General features: G+C 58.9%; 16 protein-coding genes. All 16 read right to left on the bottom strand.

Translation table 11 applies throughout. The features are described from left to right. Nucleotide 1: 1 nt before the first annotated feature. Complete coding sequence (gene tssJ / locus HBO12_RS01285) at nt 2-526, bottom strand: type VI secretion system lipoprotein TssJ (protein ID WP_169952899.1); 525 nt, start codon at nt 524-526, stop codon at nt 2-4. Continuing rightward, nucleotides 507-1,604: a type VI secretion system baseplate subunit TssG gene (gene tssG / locus HBO12_RS01280; RefSeq protein ID WP_169952897.1), complete on the bottom strand. Its 1,098-nt coding sequence runs from the start codon at nt 1,602-1,604 to the stop codon at nt 507-509. Before tssG ends, tssJ begins: the two co-directional genes overlap by 20 nt. Then, nucleotides 1,568-3,337 carry a type VI secretion system baseplate subunit TssF gene (tssF, locus tag HBO12_RS01275; protein ID WP_170041200.1) on the bottom strand — a complete coding sequence of 590 codons (1,770 nt, stop codon included), beginning with the start codon at nt 3,335-3,337 and terminating at the stop codon, nt 1,568-1,570. The genes tssG and tssF overlap by 37 nt, the downstream gene beginning before the upstream one ends. Before the next feature lie 24 nt (nt 3,338-3,361). Further along, the gene (gene tssA / locus HBO12_RS01270; protein ID WP_170041199.1) at nt 3,362-4,939 is read right to left on the bottom strand and encodes a type VI secretion system protein TssA; all 1,578 of its coding nucleotides are present in this window, start codon (nt 4,937-4,939) and stop codon (nt 3,362-3,364) included. Between the two features lie 76 nt (nt 4,940-5,015). After that, the gene (locus HBO12_RS01265; RefSeq protein WP_346343179.1) at nt 5,016-6,212 is read right to left on the bottom strand and encodes an SEL1-like repeat protein; all 1,197 of its coding nucleotides are present in this window, start codon (nt 6,210-6,212) and stop codon (nt 5,016-5,018) included. 86 nt (nt 6,213-6,298) lie between these two features. Next, on the bottom strand, nt 6,299-8,044 hold the full coding sequence (locus tag HBO12_RS28285) for a phospholipase D-like domain-containing protein (RefSeq protein WP_262376869.1): 1,746 nt from the start codon (nt 8,042-8,044) through the stop codon (nt 6,299-6,301). A 9-nt stretch (nt 8,045-8,053) separates the two neighbouring features. Further along, nucleotides 8,054-9,133 carry a hypothetical protein gene (locus HBO12_RS01255; protein WP_262376868.1) on the bottom strand — a complete coding sequence of 360 codons (1,080 nt, stop codon included), beginning with the start codon at nt 9,131-9,133 and terminating at the stop codon, nt 8,054-8,056. Nucleotides 9,134-9,288: 155 nt separating this feature from the next. Continuing rightward, nucleotides 9,289-9,552, bottom strand: coding sequence for a PAAR domain-containing protein (locus HBO12_RS01250; RefSeq protein WP_038846786.1), 264 nt, complete (start codon nt 9,550-9,552; stop codon nt 9,289-9,291). A 145-nt stretch (nt 9,553-9,697) separates the two neighbouring features. Next, nucleotides 9,698-10,225 carry a hypothetical protein gene (locus HBO12_RS01245; RefSeq protein ID WP_170041196.1) on the bottom strand — a complete coding sequence of 176 codons (528 nt, stop codon included), beginning with the start codon at nt 10,223-10,225 and terminating at the stop codon, nt 9,698-9,700. Further along, entirely contained in the window at nt 10,206-12,845 is a 2,640-nt protein-coding gene (locus HBO12_RS01240) for an N-acetylmuramidase family protein (protein WP_170041195.1), read from the bottom strand. Before HBO12_RS01240 ends, HBO12_RS01245 begins: the two co-directional genes overlap by 20 nt. Before the next feature lie 30 nt (nt 12,846-12,875). Then, nucleotides 12,876-15,254 (bottom strand): type VI secretion system Vgr family protein, encoded by a 2,379-nt coding sequence (locus tag HBO12_RS01235; protein WP_170041194.1) that lies wholly within the window; start codon nt 15,252-15,254, stop codon nt 12,876-12,878. A gap of 2 nt (nt 15,255-15,256) precedes the next feature. After that, nucleotides 15,257-17,926, bottom strand: a complete 2,670-nt coding sequence (gene tssH, locus HBO12_RS01230; RefSeq protein ID WP_170041193.1) for a type VI secretion system ATPase TssH — start codon at nt 17,924-17,926, stop codon at nt 15,257-15,259. A gap of 155 nt (nt 17,927-18,081) precedes the next feature. Beyond that, entirely contained in the window at nt 18,082-18,573 is a 492-nt protein-coding gene (locus tag HBO12_RS01225; RefSeq protein WP_065952232.1) for an Hcp family type VI secretion system effector, read from the bottom strand. A 23-nt stretch (nt 18,574-18,596) separates the two neighbouring features. Beyond that, nucleotides 18,597-20,315, bottom strand: coding sequence for an OmpA family protein (locus HBO12_RS01220; RefSeq protein ID WP_170041192.1), 1,719 nt, complete (start codon nt 20,313-20,315; stop codon nt 18,597-18,599). Nucleotides 20,316-20,322: 7 nt separating this feature from the next. Then, complete coding sequence (gene tssL, locus HBO12_RS01215; RefSeq protein WP_170041191.1) at nt 20,323-21,006, bottom strand: type VI secretion system protein TssL, short form; 684 nt, start codon at nt 21,004-21,006, stop codon at nt 20,323-20,325. After that, nucleotides 21,003-22,358, bottom strand: coding sequence for a type VI secretion system baseplate subunit TssK (gene tssK, locus HBO12_RS01210; protein WP_170041190.1), 1,356 nt, complete (start codon nt 22,356-22,358; stop codon nt 21,003-21,005). The genes tssL and tssK overlap by 4 nt, the downstream gene beginning before the upstream one ends. Nucleotides 22,359-22,364 lie beyond the last annotated feature (6 nt).

The raw sequence follows: 22,364 nt of genomic DNA, 5'->3' as shown, positions 1-22,364 counted from the left end.
TTCAGTCCTTTGCCAAGGGCCGCAGGGTCAAGCGATTATCCCCCAGCTCGATGACCCGAGCCCGATCCGGGTCCAGGTCATCACGGGTCAACGTCAGGCGCCAGGTGTTCAACTGGGTATCAGGGCTGCGAAACAACGCCACCACCGTGACGAACTGCGCGTCCTTGTCCATCGGCACATTCAACTGCGCGCCTTCCTCGGGCTTCACCACCACCGAGCGTTTGTCCAACAACGCGCTCGCCAGCAGTTGATTGTCATCGCCCAGCAGCCCGTCGTAGGTGGCCTGCTCTACCGCCTTGCTGTCGCGCAATTGATACACCCGCACCAGGGTCGGCACCGACAAGGCGCTCATGTCCGTGGCAGAGGTGTTCAACGCCGCGCGTGCACTGAAATCCAGATGCAGGGTTTTCACCTGCTTGTAGAAGATCGCCTTGGTAGTGGATGCCGTGCCATCCGCAACGGTCTGGGCCAGACCACACCCGCCGAGAGCCGCGAATATCACCAGACTAAAAACGGTACGCAACATGCTGTGTTTCCCTATTGTGGGGATTAATCGAAAGGCCTTGGTAGCGGCCCAGGTTGATCGTGAGAGTGTCGTGTTCGGCCACCTGCCAAGCATCGCTTCCCAAGCCCAGCACCCCGGTCATGCCCAACCGAATAGGGGCTTGCCCCAGCACCGGTGCGGGCAGGCTGTGCACTGGCAATGACAACTGCAGTTTCGCCGTGCAGCGCCACCCGAGGTACACGCGCAGCAGCACCAGCAGATCGCTGTACAACTCACCACCGGGCAACCAGCCGATGGCTTCCTGCGTGTCTTCTGTGTAGAGCGTCAGCCGCAGTTGGCTGTTGGCATCAAGGCCAACGCTGCCCAACGGCGTCCCCTGGGACAAGCTCACTGGACGTTGGCGGGAAAGGCTGGCCGGATGTTCCAACGCAATTTTTTGTGGCCAATGCGGGGTCACCTGCGCCTGGGTGTTGGGCGCCAGTAACTTGACCAGCGCGGTGATGCCCTCGGCATTACGTGTGGGCAGGCGCATCACACTGAGCAGGGCCAGAAAACGCGAGACCGGCGTGGCGATCTGCTGGGCGGTGCCAGGAATCCCTAAGCCGATCAGGCCCAACAGGCATTGCGAGGTGGCATCGGTGCCGCCTGCTTCGAAAGTCGCCGGGTAGGAATACTTGCGCCAGATCCGGTAGAACTGGGTGAAGATCCGGTGGTTGAAAATATCCAGGAAGGCTTCCAACGCTTCATGCCCTTCCCGGCGCTGCGCGATGTCATCCAAAAACACCGTCGGCATCGGCGAGTCGACGCCGTACAACCCGAGCAGACGAGTGCGTACTGTCGCCGGCCGTTCCGGATGAGCTACATCGGTTTCAATCGACTTCAACTCGCTGGCTGGAAAGCCCATACCCGGATCAGGCCGAAAGCGCACCGCATCATCAGCCGGGTGCGCGGTACTGCCCAAAGGCGGATGACCGGGCAGAGCCTGCTCCAGCAACTGGCAAAAGCGGTACAGGTTAGCCTCGGCTACTTGGTCCTGCAGGGCGTCGAGCAGGCCGCCGGCTTTCAGCCGGGAATACGCTGACTGTGGTTCTCGTTCCATCGCAGGCACTTTCCAGTAGGTTGCAGGATCAGCGTGAGCTGGGTGTACAGATGAATGTCGGCATACAAGGAGAAGAAGCGGTTGAGCATCTCGCCGAACAGGCTGATGTCGCCCTCCCCCGAAAAGCCATTGGCATCCAGGGTGATTTCGATATCCACCCCACGCAGCAGAAAGCCTTTCTCGAAACGCTGCACCAGGTGATGTTTGACCTCGACAATCGCCGCCAAACGACGGCGATTCAGCTCACTGCCCGTCCAGTCATACAGCGCCAACGTCCCGCGCAGCACCTCGGCATTGTCGAGCATCGGCAGGAAGTTCGATCCCAGGTGACTGAGCACCCGCCAGTGAAAGCGGTCGCGGTTCGGCGGATAACACGGCAAGGTCGGCGCACACAGATTGCGCACGCGCAAACCGGCCTGGGTGGACTGCACCACCGTATCGAGCAAGGTGCTTTGCAGTGCCTTGCGCGGCAACTGGCCGTGGGTGCCGGTCAAGCGCAATGACAGGCTTTCACGCTCGCGCAGGCGGTCCTTGTCAAAACCCTCGCCGCCGAGGATCAACCAGGTGTCATGCAAACCATTCGCTGCGCGCTTCAGGCGCGTATGGAAGTAGCGTTCTGGGGCATCAAAGCGCAGCATGCCGCCCTTGTGACGAAAGCTGGTGAACGGCACGTAGTCCTGGCGCTCGGCGTTCCTCGACGCAGTGACCCGGTCCACCGAATAGATCTCCGTATGACCGTCCTGCAATCGCATCGGGCGTAGCAAGTAGTCGGTTTGCAAGGGCGCCAGGGTCAGCGGGTCGGCCTCCAGCGCAAACAGATTGATCACCGGTACCGCGTGCAGGCGGACGTGCTCGCTGCTCAAGTCGAAGTTGGCTGGCCAGGGTTCACGCAACACCACTTCAAGTTCGAACCAGGCCGTGCCAGGCGCAATCTTCAACTGCTCCAGGCCGCACAAGGTCACGAACATGAATTTTTCACGGAAACTGAAATATTCCAACAGCAACTGGTAACCGCTGAAGGCGCTGTCGCCCTTTGGCCACAGCCGGTCTTCATCGGCAAAGCCCTTGGGCGCAAAATGCGCGGTCAGTGGATGGCGCTCGGTCTGGCCGGGCCAGCGCACATACATCGCTTGTGCATTCAGGGTCAGCGCCTGATGCAACGCGCTGGCCAGCGGCGCATCGGCATTCAGGTACAACGGCAAACGGCTGAGGTCGATCAAGCTCCAGTCAGTCAACGCCCCACAGGCAAAGCGCAGCCGCAACACCGAGCGACCATCCATTTCATGACCGCGCCCCACCGATGCCAGTGCCAGCGGTCGCAGGGTCAAGTCCTGGGTGGTGGTGTAACGGCAACGGGTGCGTTGCGGGCCGATCGGTTGCGACAGCACCTCAAACCCCTGAGTGATCAACTCGCTACGTTTCATCTGCGTCAGTTCAGGCACCAGTTCAACCACCGACAGCGATGGAATGGTGCGCAGGTAATGCGGCCACAGCAGGCTGACCAGGCCTTCGGTCAGTTCCGGCAGGTCGTCGTCGAGTTTTTCGCGCAAGCGGCCCATCAAGAATGCGAAGCCCTCGAACAGGCGCTCCACATAGGGATCCTGCGCTCCCGGTTTGTCCAGATTGAGCTGCGCCGCCCGATCCGGGAACGCGTCCGCGAACTCCTTGCCGGCCTCGCGCAGGTAGCGCATTTCGGCATCGAAGTAGCGCAGTGTCAGATTGTCCATGTTCACAGAAAGAATCCTGATGTAGGAGGGTTAGCCGCAAAGCACTGCGGCGCGTACCGGATCGATGGCTACCAACGCCGCCAGCAAAGCTTCCATGCGCCGCGCCAGGGTAGGTTTGTCGGCGTCATTGCGCTGGGCTTTCACCCGCAGCAGTTTGAGCAGCCGCGCTTTGACCTCGAAATTCAGCTCGGGCTCCCACTCGGCCAAGGCGTGACGTTGCGCCGTGGCGTCCAGTTCGGCCAACAGATGGATGGCCAGGTCGCTCTTGCTGTACTGCTCGGCCACCCGCGCCATCAACAGGCGCAGCAACCAGCGTTGGTGCCCGGTGTGGATACCGGGGCGTGCGGCCAGCCAGGCCAGTGCCTGATCCACGCCGTCGCTGTCAGCCTGGGCCACGGCCTCGCCTTCCAGGGACAGGATGTCGGTATCGCCAGTGGTCGGTGCCGCCGAGGGTACGGGCAACCATTGCTGGGGCTGGTTGCCGCTGACGTGCTGGGCGATCCACTCTCGGGTGGTTTCGTCGGCAAACGGGCTGCCGTCGCTCCAGCACAGCACCTCCAGACCCGGCAGGCGCTCAAGGAACATGCCCAGGTCACGCTTGGCGATATCGGCCCAGCGATCCTGCGGCGCGGGTTGTTTGCTCAGGGCCTGATACAAGAACCACTGCAGGTCCAGCCAGAAATGGTTCACGCCCTCGGCATAGATCCGCTCGACCTGCTCGATCAGCTCCGACCAGTTCTGTTGCAGGTACAAACGTTTGAGCTGTGCCCGGTATTCACCGCGCGGCGGCGCCAAACGCGTGTTGCCGTTAGCCTCCTGAGGGGGTGTCTGATGCACGGTGTCCCAACGCAAGCTCTTCATCAACCGATGAGCCGCCAGCCAACCCAGGGGTTGCTCACGCAGGTAGCCCGCCAATGCCCGACCGCTGTCCAATAGATCACGCCCGGACTTGATCTGCGGCGCTGGCGCATGCGCGGTTGACTCATGGCTGGCGGTGTTCTGCGGCACCAGCGCGTCCATGCCGCCGGACTGCGCCAGCCTCGCGGACAAGGCGGCATACAATGGCGCCAAATCAGGGCGCTGCTCCTGCGGCAACACATTCAGTCCGCGCTCCAGCCAGGCGAGTGCTGCGGCAGTACGTTCGGCCTCGGCCTTGACCACTTCCGGGTACAGCGACAGCGTGTCGAGCACCTTGCCACCGGCCAACCATTCCAGGGCCATCTTGCGGCTGTTGGGGCGGATGGGCAGCACCGCGTCGGCAAAGCGTTCCACTAACGCCGCCAGCAGGCTGAGACCATCGGCCAAGCCGACTTCGCCGTCCTTGTGCAAGCGTGCCCACAGGTAATAGGTGGCAACGCGCAGGTCCTTGCAGCTGTGGGTCAACAGCTTCTGCGCCAGTTGGGCGACCTGCTCGGCATCGGCGCCCGAGAGCTTGTTGACCTCTTCGCGCATGCGCTGGAAGTCATCGTCGTAGCCGGGGTCTTCGCCGACGGGGGAGTCGGTGCTGATGGGCTGCAACCAGGGTTGCCATTGGGCGGCTTGCTCGCGGGCGACGGACAATGCGTCGCGCTCGCCGAGGCAGCGGGCGATCAAAGTGCGCAGGCTCATTCAGGCCTTCCATTTTCCGAGCCTATCAGGAGCGCCGACCATTCGAGGGGCCATCCGACAATCAGATATCTGTGCGTCATCCGAGCAGCCTCCACTCAACAATTTCATTCTCGATCGTCGTGGTGTCGGCGCGTAGGAAGCGGCGATGGTGACGCTCGACACTTTGCAGCGGCAGGATTTCGCCCTCTTCGAAGTGGCGGATCGTGCCACCCTGCAAACTAGCTTGCGATGCGTCGGTTAGGCGCGAGGCTTGCCAGTAGCCGGTATAGGGGCAGGCCTGGCCGCTTTGGCAAGTCGGTGCGGGGCTGCTGGCCTTGATGAACGCAGGTGAGCCCGGCATGGATCTGCCGGTGGTTGGTTCAAGCAGCTTGGCTCGGGCGAGTTCGTTGATCAGCGCGTCGGTTGGTTTTGGTGGCGCTACATTGGCCAGGCGTGCTTCCAGCCATTGCAGCTTGCCGTCCCATGGCGGCAGTTTGGTCGGGGGCAAGGGAACGATATCGTTGATCTCGGGGACCTTTGGGTCCGCGTAGGAATACCCGCCTAATACTTTGCCAATGTTCTTGTAGCGTTCTGCACGCTCCATATCTTGGTGTTGGCCAAGGTAGTGCAGACGATTATCGGAAAGAGGACCACGAAAGCCCTGCTCCAACGCATAAGCAGCGGTCTCATCACCAGCCGCGACACCGAGTTGGAATGCATCAAGGGCTTCTTGAAAACGCCCCTTTGTCGACAAATTAATACCCAGCGCTCTAGCTGCCATGCCATTGCCCTGCTCTGCCGCACAACTGCGCATTTGCTGGGCAACGTCTGGAGCAATATCGATTGGCGCCAACTTGTCAGCCACATAAGCTTGGGCTTGCGCATTACCTTGGTCCGCCGCTTTGCGGTAATAACGCAGCGACATTTCCGGATCCTGTTCCAACCCGGCAGCCCCCTGCTGTAAGAAGATCCCAATAAAGTAGTAACCCGTTGCTACACCTGCGTCGATCAGATTTTGACTCAGACGCAGATGGTCCGCACCGCGCAATTTGAACTGCCCACGCATCGCGCCGTTCTGTAGGTTGATATTCGCCCTGTGATGACCGTTCTCGGCAGCAATACGGTAAAGCCGTTCAATCTCTGCATCGACGGTTTTTTCCTGCTTGAGCTGATTGTTCTTTTGTAACCAACGGGCGTACTGGAACATCTCATCAATCCCATCGGACAACGTCGGGATCTGCTCGTGTACACAGGTAAAAGCCAGGTTAGCTTTGATTTCAGTGAGCGGGTTCAAGGAAGTATCCTTCGTCGGAAATGTAAACGCGCTGCCCGTGCCACAAACGGCCAGGAGCAGGCCTGACAACAAGAGCTTTAGACGCATTAGTCGAGGTCCTTCAGGGTGGCTTCGCCGTAGTAAAACTCAACGAGCGGAGCATCAGGCGTCAATTTCTGTGATTGGAAGTCTTTGTTCTTACTAATGATGTATTGCCAAGCCTTGAACGCCTCCGCCGGGTCATCCTGAGCACCTTGCTTTTCCGTATGCAGATCCCACAACCGCCGCCGCAACGCCTGCGTCACACTCATCCACTCATGGGCAATATTCAGTTCACTGTCCACCTGCATGCTGCGCGTATTGATATTGGCCGAACCGTGAGTGGTGAATACGTCGTTGATGATCATCAGCTTGGAGTGGATGTACACCGGCACCCAGTCCTTACCGGCAGGGGAATCAGGTGCCACCAGCGAGCAAACATGCACCTTCAGACCGGCCACCGGAATCGGTTTAATCGGATGTTTCGTGATCTTCTTGATTTGCTCATCAAGCTCGGTTTGCCATTGGTCAAGCTCACGCTTCCCGACATGGTCACGCGGCTCCGGCGTGGGCCGCGGTGGCGCATCTTTGAGGACCTGGAGTTGTTCGTCACCCTGCGAGGAGTGTTGCAGGGCAGCAAGTGAGGTGTGTATCTGGGCGATCTGCGCGCGGTTGCTGACGAAAGACAGCAGCAGTCCGGCGCCCCACAATACGGCCAATCCCAATGCCAGCGCATAGGTGATCCGGTGTGCGCTCCAGCCCAATCGACGGCCACTGGCCGCTTTATCGTTGAGAACGCCTTGCCAGGCCGTATTCACCGGCCAAAAGTGTTCAAGCGTGCTCTCAACAGGCGGCACCGGCAGACTGAACCATAGGCCGCGTAACGGTACACCGCGGGAAAACGCGCCCATTAGCGGCGTTAGTACCTGGCGCCATCGGGCAATGCCCTCGGCCTGTAAATCGCGGGACAGCCGCAGGAGGAAGTCATGGGTCACGGCATCGTGCATTTGCGCAAGGCCCGCACGGCGCAAGGGGTCGAGCAAACTATCCAGACTGTTTTCTAAAACCAAGGGAGTGACACGTGATGGCAGCAGGCAGCCCACGGGCTGGCTATCGCGCTCCTCCTGAGACCATGCACTGTCGCCGATCTGCCACAGGTGCAGCGGCAACTGCCAACGCAACGCACGGGCCAGGGTTTGCAGGCGACGGGCACCGGCGCTCATCGCGGCGGCATCGGTGCATTGGTCTTTGCTCAATGCCCAGACCACCCCATTGAGCGCACGCCTGCGGCACAGGCCGCGCCACTGCAAAAGCAACGCGTCTTGCGGTTTACCTTGGATGCTACCGGCCCACAGCAGCACGGTGTTTTGCCCTTCCAGCCAACGCTGCTCGCTCAACCCTGGGGCAATCGCCTCAATCTGCTCAGGCTCACCGACCACCAATAAGAGTCGAACTTTGCGCCGCCAGAAGAAGCCATAGCGTTCTCGAAGATAAGCACCATTGGGAACGGCACTTTGCGCAACCTGAGCAACGTGAGATTTAGGACGGGCCGCTTGCGGCTGGAGGTTCTTTGCGTCCTGCTTGCGATACGCCGAACGCCCCAGCTCACGGCCCAGCAAGTGGTAACCCAGCAGAAACAGCACCACTATCAACGTGGTTGCAGCGATCGCCAGCAGCCAAAAGGACTGGCGTTCGCTGCCAGGCTGAATACCCAACCAGTCCGGGTAGCGCCATACCATCACCCCCAGCAGCGTGCCAGCCAACAACAGCATGCCAGCCAGCACCCAGAAGCCTACAATGCGTCGAAACTGCATTCGAGATCCCTATTTCGAAAGCGGCAGCACAGGCGTCATCGCTGTGCTCCAGAGCCCTGCATCAGTGCAGCCGCTCCCGCTGAAAATAAACTGCGGCCCAGCGCCGCCCTGCATGGTTTGTGTTGCAGCGGCAATGGCCAGCCACGGTGCGGCTTTGCCTGAGTAGCCCAGCGATATGTCCAAGTCGTGGATTCCTTGGTCACGCGTCACCGACATGGGCACCTCACTCAGTACGGTGTTTATCGCCGCGTGACGTTGTGCCTCTATTCCTGCCCGCCAAACATGGCGCACCGATGTCGCATCCACCGGTCCCCAGTTCAAGGCTTGCGTCACGGCGTAGTGCAACGCTTCAGTCGATGGTTGCTGTTCAAGCTCCGGTCGATGCAGAACAGCCACAGGAGGCAAAGTCGTTTGCGTCAAACGGTTGCCAAGCAGCAACCCCACTACCACCTCACCTGTTGCCTCGGGCTGCTTCGGTGCGAAGTGCACTGCAATCACCAGCAGCAGTGCCTGATCGTCGTTACACTCATCGAGCCACTGGTCCAGCGCGGGCAAACCACACCCCTCCAAGACGACGAGCGTTTGACGGATACCCGACTTACGCAAAGCCTGTTGCCATACACGGTCCCATGCGCGATCCAGCAAGCCGCTCTCGACCTCCAGCAACACTGCCAGCGGCGTTTCATCAGGCAACTGCTTCAATGACGGCGCCAGTTCGATAAACAACTGCCCCAGCGTGCGCAGCAATGCAGGCTCGGGGTCTTCATTTACATCGCCAGCCAAACGGCTATGACGTAGCGTTACGCTATCCCGTCGGGCGGGTTGCGCCTTTAGGGCTTTGATACTCCCGAGCAACGCATCCATCTGTGCTGCAGGGCTTTCGTCCGGTTTGCGCAAGGCTGTATGCAGGCTTGCGCTCAATACCTCCAGTGAGCGCCGCCCTTGGCGAACTCTCTGCACCAAATCATGCTCACGGGCCTCATTCCAACCATCTGCCGCGTGTTGCTGGCCGAGATACAAGAGCACCCTTGCGGAACTCAGCACACACCAGCCCATAAACGGGATGCCCAAGGCCAATCCCCAGAACATAGGCGGCTGCTGGCTTACCGGTGCAGTACTGAACAGCAGCGCCCCCCCTCCCCCCGACAACAGGAAGAGCACCAACAGACCAAGCCACCGCCACATACGAGGACGGGCCGGCCGAAGCGCCAGGGCCGGTACCTGGTCCATCCTGACTGGCATAGTTAGCTGGCACCTGCAACGGGCAGCGATGAAATCAACGTACAGCCACAGGCACAGGCGTGCCCTTCAAAGGCAATCGGGATGCCGTTGTCACGAAAGACCGGGTGGCCCTCGGAGATTTCAGTACGGCCATGGCCTGGGATCGGGCAGTCCACGGGGTCGCCTTCGCGGGCGACGCCGATACCGCCGAATTTCATGGTGGTGGAGCCGGAGAGAACTTCACCTTCACCAGTTGTTTTGTCGCCTATGCGGATGATGCCTTTCATGCAATACACCTCTTTTAAAAGACCAATAAAATAAGTAAGTTGGAACGCAAACTTTAGACCCAACAAACCCACAAAGTTAAAAATCAAACTTCCACTTAGCACACCCTTCCCACGAATTTATACACCCGTACGCTTAAATACAAAATCACTTAGTTACACACCCCAAAGCATCGTCGACATCACACTCCAAGTGGGAAATAACTTTCTCAAGATCGTCTACATATATTTTCCCACATGACACTTGCGCAGCCGAATTTTTAGATGTATCAAAAACCACTACTCCTGCACTTCTCGCACCACCTCCAACACCTTCACCATCGTAGTTACTATAAAGACCATACACATAAGAGCCGATGTTAAATTTAATTAATTTGTAGTCAGCCTGATAGCGAACAAAGTGGTTCGACTTGAAAGCATCAAAAACAAAACCCTCCTCAGGAAAAGCAAGCTCTATATTTTTTTCTCGACCAAAGCGATACTGAACTCCAGACAACGCCCCATCAATATAGTTTGGACAGAGTGCAAGGTCTCTTCCTCCGCCAACTTGACACTGAAATAACGCGGCCCCGCCATCACAAATTTTTTCCGGCATTGCCCATACTGGGCCAGTCCAGAGCATTGAATAAAAACAGAATAAGGCCTTAACAAATAAATCATAAGCCTTTAAGCGCATTATAGTTATCCCTCATCTTTCGATCATACCCTTTTTGAGCAGGGCCATTATATTTAAGAGCAAATCTTAACCAATCTTTTCTTACAATCGCCGAAGACAGTACTGCATCAAATTTTATAAAACTTACGAATGCCTTTAAGTGATTTTTCTCAGAACAATTAAGGTCTCGTACAAATTCTTCAACAGAGGAATATCCAGCGTTGGAAAAATATCTCCCCATAATTTGAAAACGCCCCCATGACGCGGATTTCAAAGCCTCACTAGCACTCAATCGATAGGCCCTAACCATCTTCCCATATTGTGCTGAGTGGAGGCCATAACCACCACTAACAGGGGATGATATATCCGGATCCGAATGATCAAACCGACCACCTGTTAACTGATGAAAGTAGTGCCGCTCAAACAATATAGTTGCAACCTTATCGTCCTCCGCCTTCGTAAAATAACTTCCTAAAGAGCCTGTCTCTGTAATTGCGACAGCCTTTATTGCTTCGACTTCACAACCAAGCGTAGCCGCCGCCAAAACAAAATCACTTTCTTCAATCACCGAGCCGTCATACAACTCCAAGAACCTCAGTTCCGTTTTAATGCCATTTATAAAAATTTCCGGGTGCTTCTTTACGTTACTAAACCATCCCGCCAGCCCCACCGGATGAAAGTGATAGACCTTCCCATCCACCGGCAAACCAACCTTATCCGCCACTTCTCCCCACCAACTAAGCTGTTTGATCCGCTCCTTCTCCGCCAACCAGTTAATATGCGGAGTCGAGCCACCATGACCAAAAATCTCATCTAATCCATCCCACTTTTGCGGTTTGTAATACCACTCGCTCTCGCAACAGATAATTAACCGCGAGATCGACTGGGCGTGCGCAGGTATTCGAATTGCCGCTTGTATTTCCTCCGCGGTCATTTTCTTATTGCCATCACGATCAATGATGTGGCATAGCCGCTCCTTTATCGGCCCTGAGTCCCCCGCATCAGCTAACGCGCCATAGCGTTGGAGTTGCTGATCCGTGAAACGCTTAAGTGATCGAAGGAACGCCGCCATAAAGGCAGGTGCAGAGGTATAGTCCGTGATGACAGCATAGTCTTGCCATTCCCATGGACTGACCCATGGAGTAACGCCCACTTCCTCGCGCACCCAGCCATTCAATAGCTTGTTGTCGGTATCGTTGAGAAGCTGATTAAGGCGATACCAGTTGTAAGCCTTGCGCCCTGCCATTGCAGGCACCGTGATTTTCTCTGCGGCAGGCAAACTATCAAGCAAGCTTTTGGGAACCAACAAATCGGTACCGCTTACCGCATCAGCCGTACTGAAGGTAGGTAGTTGTTTGGCATTGAAATGGTCTTGATGGGCCACAACGGCAGTACCCTTGGCAAGCTTCAGCCAAGGCTTACTCGTAGTGGGCAAACTCAACGCCCACTTGCGGCAGTCTTCGATGAATTTTCCCACATCATCTTCACTGAACACCTCAAGGTGCAGCTTCTGTTCCGGCCTGTCAGCGGCATAGTCCTGGTACCATCCGATGTGGCCGATCATCTCTCCAGCCTTGATGGGCAGCGGTTCACTTAGCACATGTACGCCGTCATACTGGGGGACACGCAGACTTTGTAGCGACTTGATATAGACGTATTGAGTGATGTGCTCCAACTTTCGAAATTTGCCCTCACCATTGACCTTGACTTGGGTTCCGGTCGGCAGCTTTTGGCCAATGGTTTTACTTTGAACCGTCGGATCGACATGAACGTTCAAATCACCCTTGAGGCGATACTCTCCCTCCCCAATAGATTCTAGGCGGTCGAAATCAACGTACCCAAGCAACGAGCCGTCTTCGTTCTGCAGATAACTTGGCCCCGTGGAGCTTTCCAGTTTGCGGAAATCACCTTCGCCGCTGACCGTTACCTGTGCCCCTTTCGGCAGAAGATCGAGTACTTTACCTTGGTGCGCCCGATGACGAACATTCAGTCCGTACTGTTTGGGAGTCCCGGCACTTACATCTTTCGCGGTCTCCGGAACGAAACAAATTTTACTCTCCGGCCAAAAGGAAGGTCGGTCAATGGTTAAATCACTTTCGTAGGTCGCCCCGTCCTGCAAGTGCATGTACAAACTGTAGAAAAATAGACTGCGAGGAGGAGACTCCGTCTCTCCCTCAATCGCAGGTGGCTCAAGTCGGTGACGGACGAGTACAAAGTTACGAGAGTAAGGCTTCATCAAATGCAGTTTATTGACGACATAAACTGTTTTTGCTGAGTTCCGATCAATACAGTAGGCCACCACCTCACCGTCGGCGATACAGTGCACACTGGCTTTATCTAAACTGCTCAACGTACCGCTGTCAAAATGCACACCGCCATGCCAAAGACCGCCCACTCCCAGCGGGTATGAACCCGACGCTGCATTGGCCAGCTGCGTTAGTTGCTCTAGCGGATTGCTCTTTTCCTTGAACGGGTGGCTCCAATTTTTTATTGCCTCAGGTCGCAACTTGGCAGTCACTGGCCCCATATTTCGGAGCCGCTTTCCATCCGGCGTCAAATAGAGCGGCTCCTGCGAACCCTCCGATTTCGAATCACTGGGGCTAAATATATTGGCAAGCCGTTTGAAAACACCATCAACCATGGTGCGCTCCCTCCTGGTCACGAAAAGAAGTCATCCCGAGAAAACCGTCGAACTCAAAGAGTCAGCGTCATACTCAGTCACCGGGGGAAGTTGTGGCGTCTGCGCTACTTGTTTGGCAGCCCCCACCACGTACTCGTAGCTCGCCGACTTGACGATGTAATCCCCTTCGGTGCCCGACTCGATGCTGAACGGGTCCAAGGTGATGTAGCTGCCGCCGGCATTGAGGGTGATTTTCTTCTTGGCCGTAATGCGGATCTCGTCCTCTGTGCTAGTGACCTCCAGCCCATAGCGTGCCATCAACTCCAGTTTGTCGTTCTGGGCCTGGATGCTCACCGCGCCCTGGTTGGCAATCAGCTTGATGCCCAGCTTGCGCACAAATACGCTTAGCCCCTTCCCCACGCCCATGCACAGGCGCCTGACCACACTGATATCGGCCTGGCCGCCAGCGTTGAGCATCAGGTTGTGCTCAGCGGCCAGTTGCAGATGCTGGCCGCTGGTCAGCGCGATGCCCTGGGGGGCGCTGAGCAGCAGCACCGCCGATTTGAGCTGTTCCAGGTTTTGCTGCAGCAGATTCAGTTGTGCCTGCACATCCGCCGGATCGGCCTGGCTGGCCTCGGCGTCCACCGAGAGGGCCTGCAACTGCTCGCCGGCTTGCTGCAACCGGCCCACGGCAGCAGTCATCTCCAGCATCGGCCCCTGCGCGCGGCGCTGGGCGTCGGCACTGATAAACAGGCCTTTGCCGCCACGGATCGCGGCATGCCCATCGGTGCGCAGTTCCGCGCCCTCCCCGCGAGGCTGGCGCTCGGCATCCACCAGATGGCCGAGGTTGAGCTGGCTCTTGCCGCTGTGTTCGGTGCTGAGTTTGAGGTGCTCCTGCCCGCGGGTGTCGTCCATGCGCAGCTTGTTGTTGGCCGGGGTGCGCAGCACGTTGCGCTTGTCGTTGCGCAGGGTAACGTGGTCCACGTGCTGGCTGTCGTGCAAAGCATGGGCGATGTAGGGGCGATCCGGGTCGCCTTGCTCGAAAGCGATGGCTACCTCGGTGCCGGCAATCAGCGGTAAATGCAGGCCATGGGTGTCGCCGGCGTAGGGCCGGGCCAGGCGTAGCCAGACGCTTTCCTCACCAGCCTTCCAGCTGTCGCGATCGAACAGGAAGTTCACCCGGTAGCGCCCTTCCAGGTCGATATGGGCGTAGGGGTCGTTGGCCTGTGGGCTGGTGATGCGGGCCGGGACAGTGCCGGCGATTTGCGGTTTTTCCTTTAGTTCTGGACGAAAGCACACCGTTTCTGAATAGGGCATGGCCTGGAGGTTGGCCTCAAAGCTTTGGTCGCGGGCGGCCTTGGTGGTCAGGCCGATGATCACCGCACCCGGCGTGAAGGCCTGGGGCGCACCGCCGGAGACCTTGAGCACCTGGCCCGGCGCCAGGGTGGCGCTGCTGCTGATGCCGCTGAGTTGGGTCTGCCCGTTCAGGTAGCGTTCGTGGCGCAGACGCGCATAGAAGTAACCGCTTTCGCCTTCCAGGTCTTCGTCCTGGGACTGCGCATCGCCGAGTACGCGGTAGGGTTCGGCGTAGTGGTAGGCCTCGCCGTAGGTGGTGGTCGCGCCCCGGCTCTGGTCGATTTCACCACTCAGGTGGGCGCCGGCATCGCGGTGGTGGTAAGCCCGGAAATGCACCTGCTGTTCGACCACTTCGTGGCTCGATTGCAGTTCCCACACCGCATCCTGGCCGCTGCTGCCCAGCCCGGATTGCGGCCGAAGGGGCAGTTCGATGTCGAATTGGTAGAGGCGTTGATCGTCGCAGAACTCGACCACATCGATGCCCAAACGCTCGTCGCTGGTGAAGCGGTACCAGATGCCGACCTCGGCCAGCAGGCGGGCAATAAAGGCCAGGTCGCTTTCGCCGTATTGCATGACCTGTTCGCGCTTGGGGTAGTCGCGTTTCAGGCTGAACAGAAAGTCCTGACCTTCCAAGCCGTGGCGGTTACGCAAGATGCTTTCGACGATCTCCGGCACCGATTGGTGCTGGTAGACGCGAAACTGCCGGCCACGACCGAGCAGGGCCAAGCGCGGCTGCAGGGTGATCGCATAGGTGGCCTGGTCATTGGAGCCGGACTGGCGTTTGAAGCCGGTAACCACACCCTGCAGGGTGCGCAGCGGTTTGACCTCAGGAGCGCTGAACCCGGCGACCGGCAGCTTTTGCGGTGCGGCGTGCAGGCTGAAGCTGGCGTCCTGGCCGAGCATACTTTCCGCAGCCAGGTCACGCTCGGTGCTGGTGAATTCCACGCAATAGGTGAAGGGTTGGCTCAGGTGTTCTTGACCTTCAAAAGCCAGAACATCGAGCCTGGCCTCGACGTTGCGCACACTCAGGGTGTGCCGGCTGTGGTCGAAGAAGTTTTGCAATCCATTAAGCATGCTCACACCTCCAGGGCAACGGGCTGAGCCGTGTCTTGAACATCGATGAAATGCAGGCTGATACCGTCATCCTCGCTGTAGCCGAGGCGCACGCCGTGGGTGCGTTGCTGCGCCGCGCGGCGCTCCAACAGCTGTTGACTGAGTACCGGCAGGATCTGCTCGTTGAGCAGGCTGTCGATATTGCGGGCGCCGGAATCGGGTAGCAGGCAGGCGGCAACCAGCGCGTCATTCAGAGCGTCGTCAATCTGGCACGCCAGGCCGTAATGGCGTTGCAGGCGCTTGGCGACCTGGGCCAACTTGATCGCCACGATGCGCTTGAGTGCGTCAGCTTGCAGCGGGCGATAGATCAGGGTCTGAAAGCGTGCCAGCAACGCGGGTTGGAAGTGCTCACGCAGGATGGGGCGCAGCAGTTCATGCAGCACGCTGTCCGGTGCGTCAGGTTGATCCTGTACACAGGTTTGCAGCAGGTCGCTGCCGAGGTTGGAGGTCATGAGAATGACGGTGTTGCGAAAGTCGATCTCTCGCCCTTCACCATCGCGCATGAAGCCGCGATCAAAGACCTGGTAGAACAAATTCAATACGTCGCGATGGGCCTTTTCCACCTCGTCGAGCAGCACGACGCTGTAGGGCCGTTGGCGCACGGCTTCGGTGAGCACACCACCCTGGCCGTAACCGACGTATCCGGGCGGTGAGCCTTTGAGTTGGCTGACGGTGTGGGCTTCCTGGTATTCGGAAAAGTTGAGGGTGATCAGTGATTTTTCGCCGCCGAACAGGCTGTCGGCCAGGGCCTGGGCGGTTTCGGTTTTGCCCACGCCGCTGGTGCCGACCAGCAGGAACACGCCCAGCGGCGCCTTGTCATCGGTGAGGCCAGTTTTGGCCGCGCGCAAGCGCTGGGCCATGGCACTCAAGGCCGACGTCTGCCCGATGACACGCTCGCCCAATTGCTGCTCCAGCATCAGCAGGTTGGCCTGTTCGTCCTTGAGCAAGCTGCCCAGGGGCACCCCGGTCCAATCGGCAATGACTTCCGCTACGCTACGCGCGTCGACATCCAGCGACAGAAGCGGCTGGTTGCCCTGGACATAGTTCAACTGCCGCTGCAACTGCGCGCAGGTCTCCCGCTGCAACGGTTGCGCTTGACGCGCATCGATCAGTTGCTGGGTCAGGTCAAGTTCTTGCCGATATTGCTGCTCCAGGTCGATGTATTGGCGTTGCAGCTCGGCGTGTTGGGCGGCAATCACCGCCAGGCGTTCATTGGCACCATGCCCGCCAAGGCGCTGATCCTGTTCCAGCGCCTGGCCCTCCAGCTCCAAGGCCACTTTCCGGGCACTCAGGCGGATCAACGCCTGCGGTTCGCAGTCCAGGCTCATGCGCACTCGGGCGCTGGCGGTGTCCAGTAGGTCGACCGCTTTATCGGGCAACTGGCGACCGGTGAGGTAGCGGCGCGACAGGCTGACCGCAGCCTGCACGGCCGCATCCTGAATGTGCACGCCATGATGAGTGGCGTAGCGCCCTTTGAGGCCACGCAACATCAGGCTGGCGTTGGCATCATCCGGCTCATCGACCTTGACCATCTGGAAGCGCCTTTCCAAGGCAGCATCGCGCTCGAAGTACTGTTTGTACTCGCTCCAGGTGGTCGCAGCGATGGTGCGCAACTCACCTCGGGCCAAGGCGGGCTTGAGCAGGTTGGCCGCGTCGGCGCCGCCAGCCTGGTTGCCGGCACCGATCAGGGTGTGGGCTTCGTCAATGAACAACAGCACCGGTTGTTCGGACTGTTGCACGGCGTCGATCACGTTTTTCAGCCGTTGTTCAAACTCGCCTTTGACGCCTGCGCCAGCTTGCAATAAGCCAAGGTCAAGGGTGCGCACACTGACTGATTTGAGACTGTCGGGCACCATACCGTGGGCGATGCTCAACGCCAGGCCTTCGACCAGTGCGGTCTTGCCGACACCGGGCTCGCCCACCAGAATCGGGTTGTTCTTGCGACGGCGGCTGAGGATGTCGATGACCTGGCGGATTTCGTCGTCACGGCCAAACACCGGGTCGATCTGCCCTTGCGCTGCCTTGGCAGTGAGGTCGTGGGTGAACCTGTCCAGCACCGCCTGCAACGCCTCCACTTTTTTCGTTGCGCTGGGTGGGAGTATGGCGAGCTCACCTGAAGACGTTTCGGGATCGCTTGGCTCGACTGCCCCCTGCACTTCAGGGCGTTCCTCGGACGATTGATCCAACAGCACCAAGAGGCGCTGCAACTGAGCCTCACTGAGGCTGAGCAGTGGCCATGCGGCTTCACACACCAACAAGCTGGGCGTTTCCATCAACGCGCTCAGCAGGTGTACGGAACGCAAGCTGTCGTTGTTGTCGTCCAGCGAGGCCCGCAACCAGGCGTTTTTGATCAGTTGCTGCAATGGCTCCGACAGTTGCGGCTTGCTCTGCACGCTGCGAGGTAGTTGATCAATGTGTTCAAGCAGCCCGTACCACAGCGTCTCCATATTCCATTCGTAACGACGCGCGATCACGGTCAGGTCACCGTCTCCCTGCCCCAGCAACTTGAGCAGCCAGTGTTCAATGGTGATCTGTGCGTGCGCACGGTTTTGGCACAGCGAGGCCGCTGCACTCAATGCCTGGGCGCAGTAGGGGTTGAGGCGGCGAAGCAAGCGAGTGGAATTGGGTGCCATACGGTTACATCCTTGTGCGGGGATCAGGGTGTGTCGTCGATAAAACCAGCCGGGGTTGTGCAACTCGATGTGTTTGGCTGAACGCCCGCGAACGGACGCTCAACCCAGCACACCGGCAGCCAGCAGGCGAAAGCACGCCTGCGGCTCCGTGCTTATCACGCGCTTTGGCGTTCGTTCCACGAATCGGAGTGGATGATGTTGCCGTCCTTGTAGGTCCAGGTGACCTTTTCGTAACGCAACTCGACCTGCTCCAGGTGATTGTGCTTCTCTTTGGCTGGGTCTTTGACGTCGTGCATTTTCGGTGCGACTTTCACCACCTTGACGTTTTCCAGTTTGGTGATGAAATACTCGACTTCTTCCCCGGCGTCGTCGATGCGATACCACTTGAACTCAGCACTCTTGAGGGTTTGCCCGGTGGTCACGGCCTTGTAAAGGTAAGGGCTGGACGAATCGATTTCCTTGGAAAACAGAAACGGGGTATGTACGCGCGTCCCGGTCAACTTGCCGGTGTTGTTGTCGGTGGGGATGTACAGGCTGTGGTCCTGGGCAACCACTTCGATGCTGCCTTCGCGCTTTTGCACGTCCACCGAACCTTTGATGCTTGCGCCGCCGTCGTCTTGCAGCCAGAGGTAAACGGGAATTGCCATGTGAAGCTCCTTTTCTTGGAAATTTAACTGTCGCGGGATACGACAGGGGGTTGCCTGTCCGGCTCCGCGGTAGAGAGCACGCACGCCCCTGCCTCCGGTACCAGACGGATATCTACGCGGCGATTGGCTGCACGCCCCGCTTCGGTGTCGTTACTGGCGATCGGCTGGCTGGCGCCGAAGCCCTGCACCGCAAAACAGCTGTCGGGCATGCCGCCCATCTGCTGCATCCAGGCATGCACGGCGGCGGCACGGGCGTGAGATAGCCGAAGGTTGTTATGTGAGTCGCCGGTAGCGTCGGTATGCCCGGCGATCACGATCAGCCAGCCTGGCTGCGCCTTGATGCCGACCAGCGCATTGATCAGGACTTTGGTCGAATCCGGCTTGAGCTGGGCGCTGCCGGTAGCGAACAGCGACAGGCTGTCCAGCCGTACGGGGTTGGCAATTCGCGTGGGCGGTGTGGTCGACGGTGGCTCAACATGCGCGGCCAGCACTGCCAGCAGCGGGGCGCGCAGGCGTTCGCCGCGATACAGGCCCAGGCCGAATGCCAAGGGCACGCCGTGCCGGTAGTAAGCGTCCAGGCGCTGGGCATCCTGGCGAAGGACGGTCACCGCGTCTTCACGCCAAAGAAACCCGCGCTGCTCACGCTGAGTCGGCTGTGGAATGGCCGCATAACGCCGTAGATCGTCACTGACCTGACGCACCAACAAGGTGTTCTGCCACGCTGAGCTTGCGAGTGCGACTACACCTGCGACGGCGAATAACCACACTGCTGCAATGCTTGCGCGATGTACCGGGGAGCGCAGCGGACCGAGCGGGAACAGGCTGAGCAACGCGTCCGGGAACGGCAAGACCGCATCCGTCACCACCGGCCTGTTGTCAATCAGCGCCACTTTGCTGCGTAACCATTGCTGCCACAGGCTCCCTTTCACGGCATAAGGCAATGCCGGCACCAACTTGACTGCGCAGATAGTTGCCAAACCTGGAGAGCTGCGAGTGCCGAGGTGTGGCAGCACGGCGTCATGCAGCCAGGCCACAACGCTGTTCAGCTGCACACTCGCGTGCATCCGAGCCGCCTGTATGGACGAGCCAGTGATTTGCTGCTGCCACTCATCCAAACTGACGCAGGCCCCCGCATCACGCACACGGGCCTCGGCCTGGCCGTTGTTCCAACTGAACCAAGGCTCCTCGCCCTGCAAGGTTTGCAGGTAGCTCACCAGCAACAGCGGCAGCGCAATGCCGCGCTTGCGTGCCAAGGCCACCTGGTGATTGAAGGCACGCACTTGACCGGCGAGTACCGCGCCATCGCTATGGGCGCCGGGGTTGACGGTGAACATCACGCCAAGTTGCCCTCCCCAGCCTGGGCGCAAGGCCAGGACGCTATCGGTGACGACCGGCAGCTGCTTCAGGCTGGGCACGCGCACATAGCAACCTTGCTCGGTGACACGCAGGGCCAAATGCTCGGCTGGAACAATGCCGAATAGGCCCTCCAGGCCATCACCGCAAACCAGCACGACGGGGTGACGGAACGACGCCGCAGGCAGGGCCATGTTATCGGCCAGGCGTACCGACCCGCGCTGCCGTTCGACACGGTGACGCAGCGATACCCAGGCCCACGCAACACAACACACGGCTATCAACACGCCGAGGGCACGTACCCATATCGCGAGCGGAATGATGGCCAGCAAAGCCAGGACCAGTGCCCCTGCCCACAGGTAAAGTATTCGATACAGGTTGAAGGTCATCTGGCCCTCACGCCTGATCAGGCAAGAGCGAGGCAATTGCGCCGCTCAATAGGTGATCCATTCCCCACCATGTGGCCGCAAGCAACATCCCCACGGCCACTACATGGACCAGAGGTGAGCGCAGCCAAGCCAGGCCTGCGATCAGCTCACTGCCGTTCGCCTGGGTTATCAGGCTTTGACTGACCCGAAGTGGAATGGTCCGTGCACTGAGGTCAACCAATAACTGCTCACGCTCGGGATCACTCAGATCACGATAGCGCCCACGAAACCCCAACATCAGTACCCGTTGAAAGGCCGTCAGCACCTGCCGATCGGGCGCAGGCTCGCGCAAGACGTCGCGCATGTCCTCGTACAGAAACTCGCCCGCCTGATGGCGATTAAAAAACTTGGTCTGCAACGGTTCGCTGGCCCAGGAGGCGTGCGCGTCACCTTCGGCGCAAGTGAGTACGGTTTCATCCAGCAACGCGCACTGAGCATGACTGATGTGGTCTATGCTGCGTTGGCTCAGACCCGCCAGTTTCAACTGCTGCCGAACGTGTTCAACCTGCTCAACACAAAGTTGCGACAGGTCCTGGCTGCGCGGCACGGAGGCGCCTTGGCGCAACTCGACCACCAACAGGTAGGTGTCCTGCAACAGCGCATCGATATCCACAGCCACTGCTGTGTGTTCTTTGGAAGCCGTCAGGTTCATGAGCGCAGCACCGCAAACAGTTCAAGTTTCACGTCGGCCAAGGTGCTTGGCACATAGAAAGCGCATACCCCTTCGTCCAGCACCGCCTGCCCCTTTGAATGATCAAGGTCCAGCGCGAAATACTGGTTTTCCAGACGCAATGGAATCGCCGCCGGTACATGGCTGAGGGATTGCAGCGGAATACCGTCGAGCGCCGCGTTGACCAGGTAATTGACCTCGTCCGGCGTACCGATCTTGCACAGACGTGGGAACTGGTCCTGCAGCTGCGCCGCCGGTAGTCGGCAGCGCACCGACAGATAGAAATCAGCACCATCACGCTCGCGCAGCCGAGGGTCGTTCAACGTGACCTGCCAGCGATTGGCGCCATGCTCCTCCAGCTCCAAAGCAATGACCCGCGACGGCAGGCTGGCTTCAAGCAACAGGGAAATGGTGTGCATCAATGGTGGGAACACCGTCTCCAAAGACTCGTGCCGGTAAGCTGGAATCTTGTCGATATCGTGCTCCAATGAGAACGTCAGCAGACTGCCGGCCAGCTTTATCAACTGCTGATAGACCTGCTCGGGGTGCCGTGCGGGAAATGCCTGAAGATCCGCCAATACCGGCTGATAGGTATTCAAGGCATTGAGCAACCAGAACAGCGATACATCAGCCACAGCAAAGTCGGCCATGCGCTGGTTGCTTTCCCGGCGCATGCCCATAAGCCGTTGCCGCTTGGCCGATAGCTGCGTCAACAGGTTGTCCAACTGGTTCAACAACCCTGCATGGGCAGCGAAGCTCAATAGCGGCGGCACATAGGCAGGATCCAGGCTCCAGGCGCCCTGCCCATCACGCACCAGACGCGCGACCGGGCACGTCAGGTAATCAGCGTTGTCGTCACTGTGCAGACGCAGGCTAAGCGCGTGCTCCAGCACACTGATCGACTGCACCTCGTCGGCATAAATGTCCTGCACCTCGCGCCACGACTGGCGATAGCGCATCGGTCGATCAACTCTGCCGCCCTCAAACAAGCAGTTGTTGCCGTTGGCCTGCTCCAGCGGCAAGGCCAAATGCAACAACGCTTCCTGATCATCGTCAGCCAGTAACTGCGCCAGCTCCAAGGCAAGAGGCAGGCGGTCCACCTGCTCAGTGTCAATCCACGTACCATCCGGCATTCGCACGCGCAGTCGAGTCGCCTTGAGTTTGCCCAGTCGTAAAGCCTCCGGGTCAAACTCAACGGCCTGGACACCCCAAGGGTGCGCCAGGGTCAGTTGAGCGAGCCGCTCGTTAGTCCAAGCCTCCCAGCGCGCCTGCTGCTGGAATTGCTGCGGACACAGCAACGCCCCGGCGGCCCATAGAGGGCGATCGATCTTCATGGCATC

The sequence above is a fragment of the Pseudomonas sp. WS 5059 genome, from assembly GCF_012985525.1.
Taxonomy (GTDB): Bacteria; Pseudomonadota; Gammaproteobacteria; order Pseudomonadales; family Pseudomonadaceae; genus Aquipseudomonas.
The sequence above is the reverse complement of the archived record's forward strand: the minus strand, read 5'-3'. Positions and strand labels throughout refer to the sequence as shown.

Excerpts from the sequence above, each read along its gene's own strand:
- HBO12_RS01250 (WP_038846786.1), bottom strand. The coding sequence starts at position 9,552 with ATGAAAGGCATCATCCGCATAGGCGACAAAACAACTGGTGAAGGTGAA.
- tssG (WP_169952897.1), bottom strand. The coding sequence starts at position 1,604 with ATGGAACGAGAACCACAGTCAGCGTATTCCCGGCTGAAAGCCGGCGGC.
- tssH (WP_170041193.1), bottom strand. The coding sequence starts at position 17,926 with ATGGCACCCAATTCCACTCGCTTGCTTCGCCGCCTCAACCCCTACTGC.
- HBO12_RS01255 (WP_262376868.1), bottom strand. The coding sequence starts at position 9,133 with ATGTTCTGGGGATTGGCCTTGGGCATCCCGTTTATGGGCTGGTGTGTG.
- tssL (WP_170041191.1), bottom strand. The coding sequence starts at position 21,006 with ATGAACCTGACGGCTTCCAAAGAACACACAGCAGTGGCTGTGGATATC.
- HBO12_RS01225 (WP_065952232.1), bottom strand. The coding sequence starts at position 18,573 with ATGGCAATTCCCGTTTACCTCTGGCTGCAAGACGACGGCGGCGCAAGC.
- HBO12_RS28285 (WP_262376869.1), bottom strand. The coding sequence starts at position 8,044 with ATGCAGTTTCGACGCATTGTAGGCTTCTGGGTGCTGGCTGGCATGCTG.
- tssA (WP_170041199.1), bottom strand. The coding sequence starts at position 4,939 with ATGAGCCTGCGCACTTTGATCGCCCGCTGCCTCGGCGAGCGCGACGCA.
- HBO12_RS01235 (WP_170041194.1), bottom strand. The coding sequence starts at position 15,254 with ATGCTTAATGGATTGCAAAACTTCTTCGACCACAGCCGGCACACCCTG.
- tssK (WP_170041190.1), bottom strand. The coding sequence starts at position 22,358 with ATGAAGATCGATCGCCCTCTATGGGCCGCCGGGGCGTTGCTGTGTCCG.
- tssJ (WP_169952899.1), bottom strand. The coding sequence starts at position 526 with ATGTTGCGTACCGTTTTTAGTCTGGTGATATTCGCGGCTCTCGGCGGG.
- HBO12_RS01220 (WP_170041192.1), bottom strand. The coding sequence starts at position 20,315 with ATGACCTTCAACCTGTATCGAATACTTTACCTGTGGGCAGGGGCACTG.
- HBO12_RS01245 (WP_170041196.1), bottom strand. The coding sequence starts at position 10,225 with ATGCGCTTAAAGGCTTATGATTTATTTGTTAAGGCCTTATTCTGTTTT.
- HBO12_RS01240 (WP_170041195.1), bottom strand. The coding sequence starts at position 12,845 with ATGGTTGATGGTGTTTTCAAACGGCTTGCCAATATATTTAGCCCCAGT.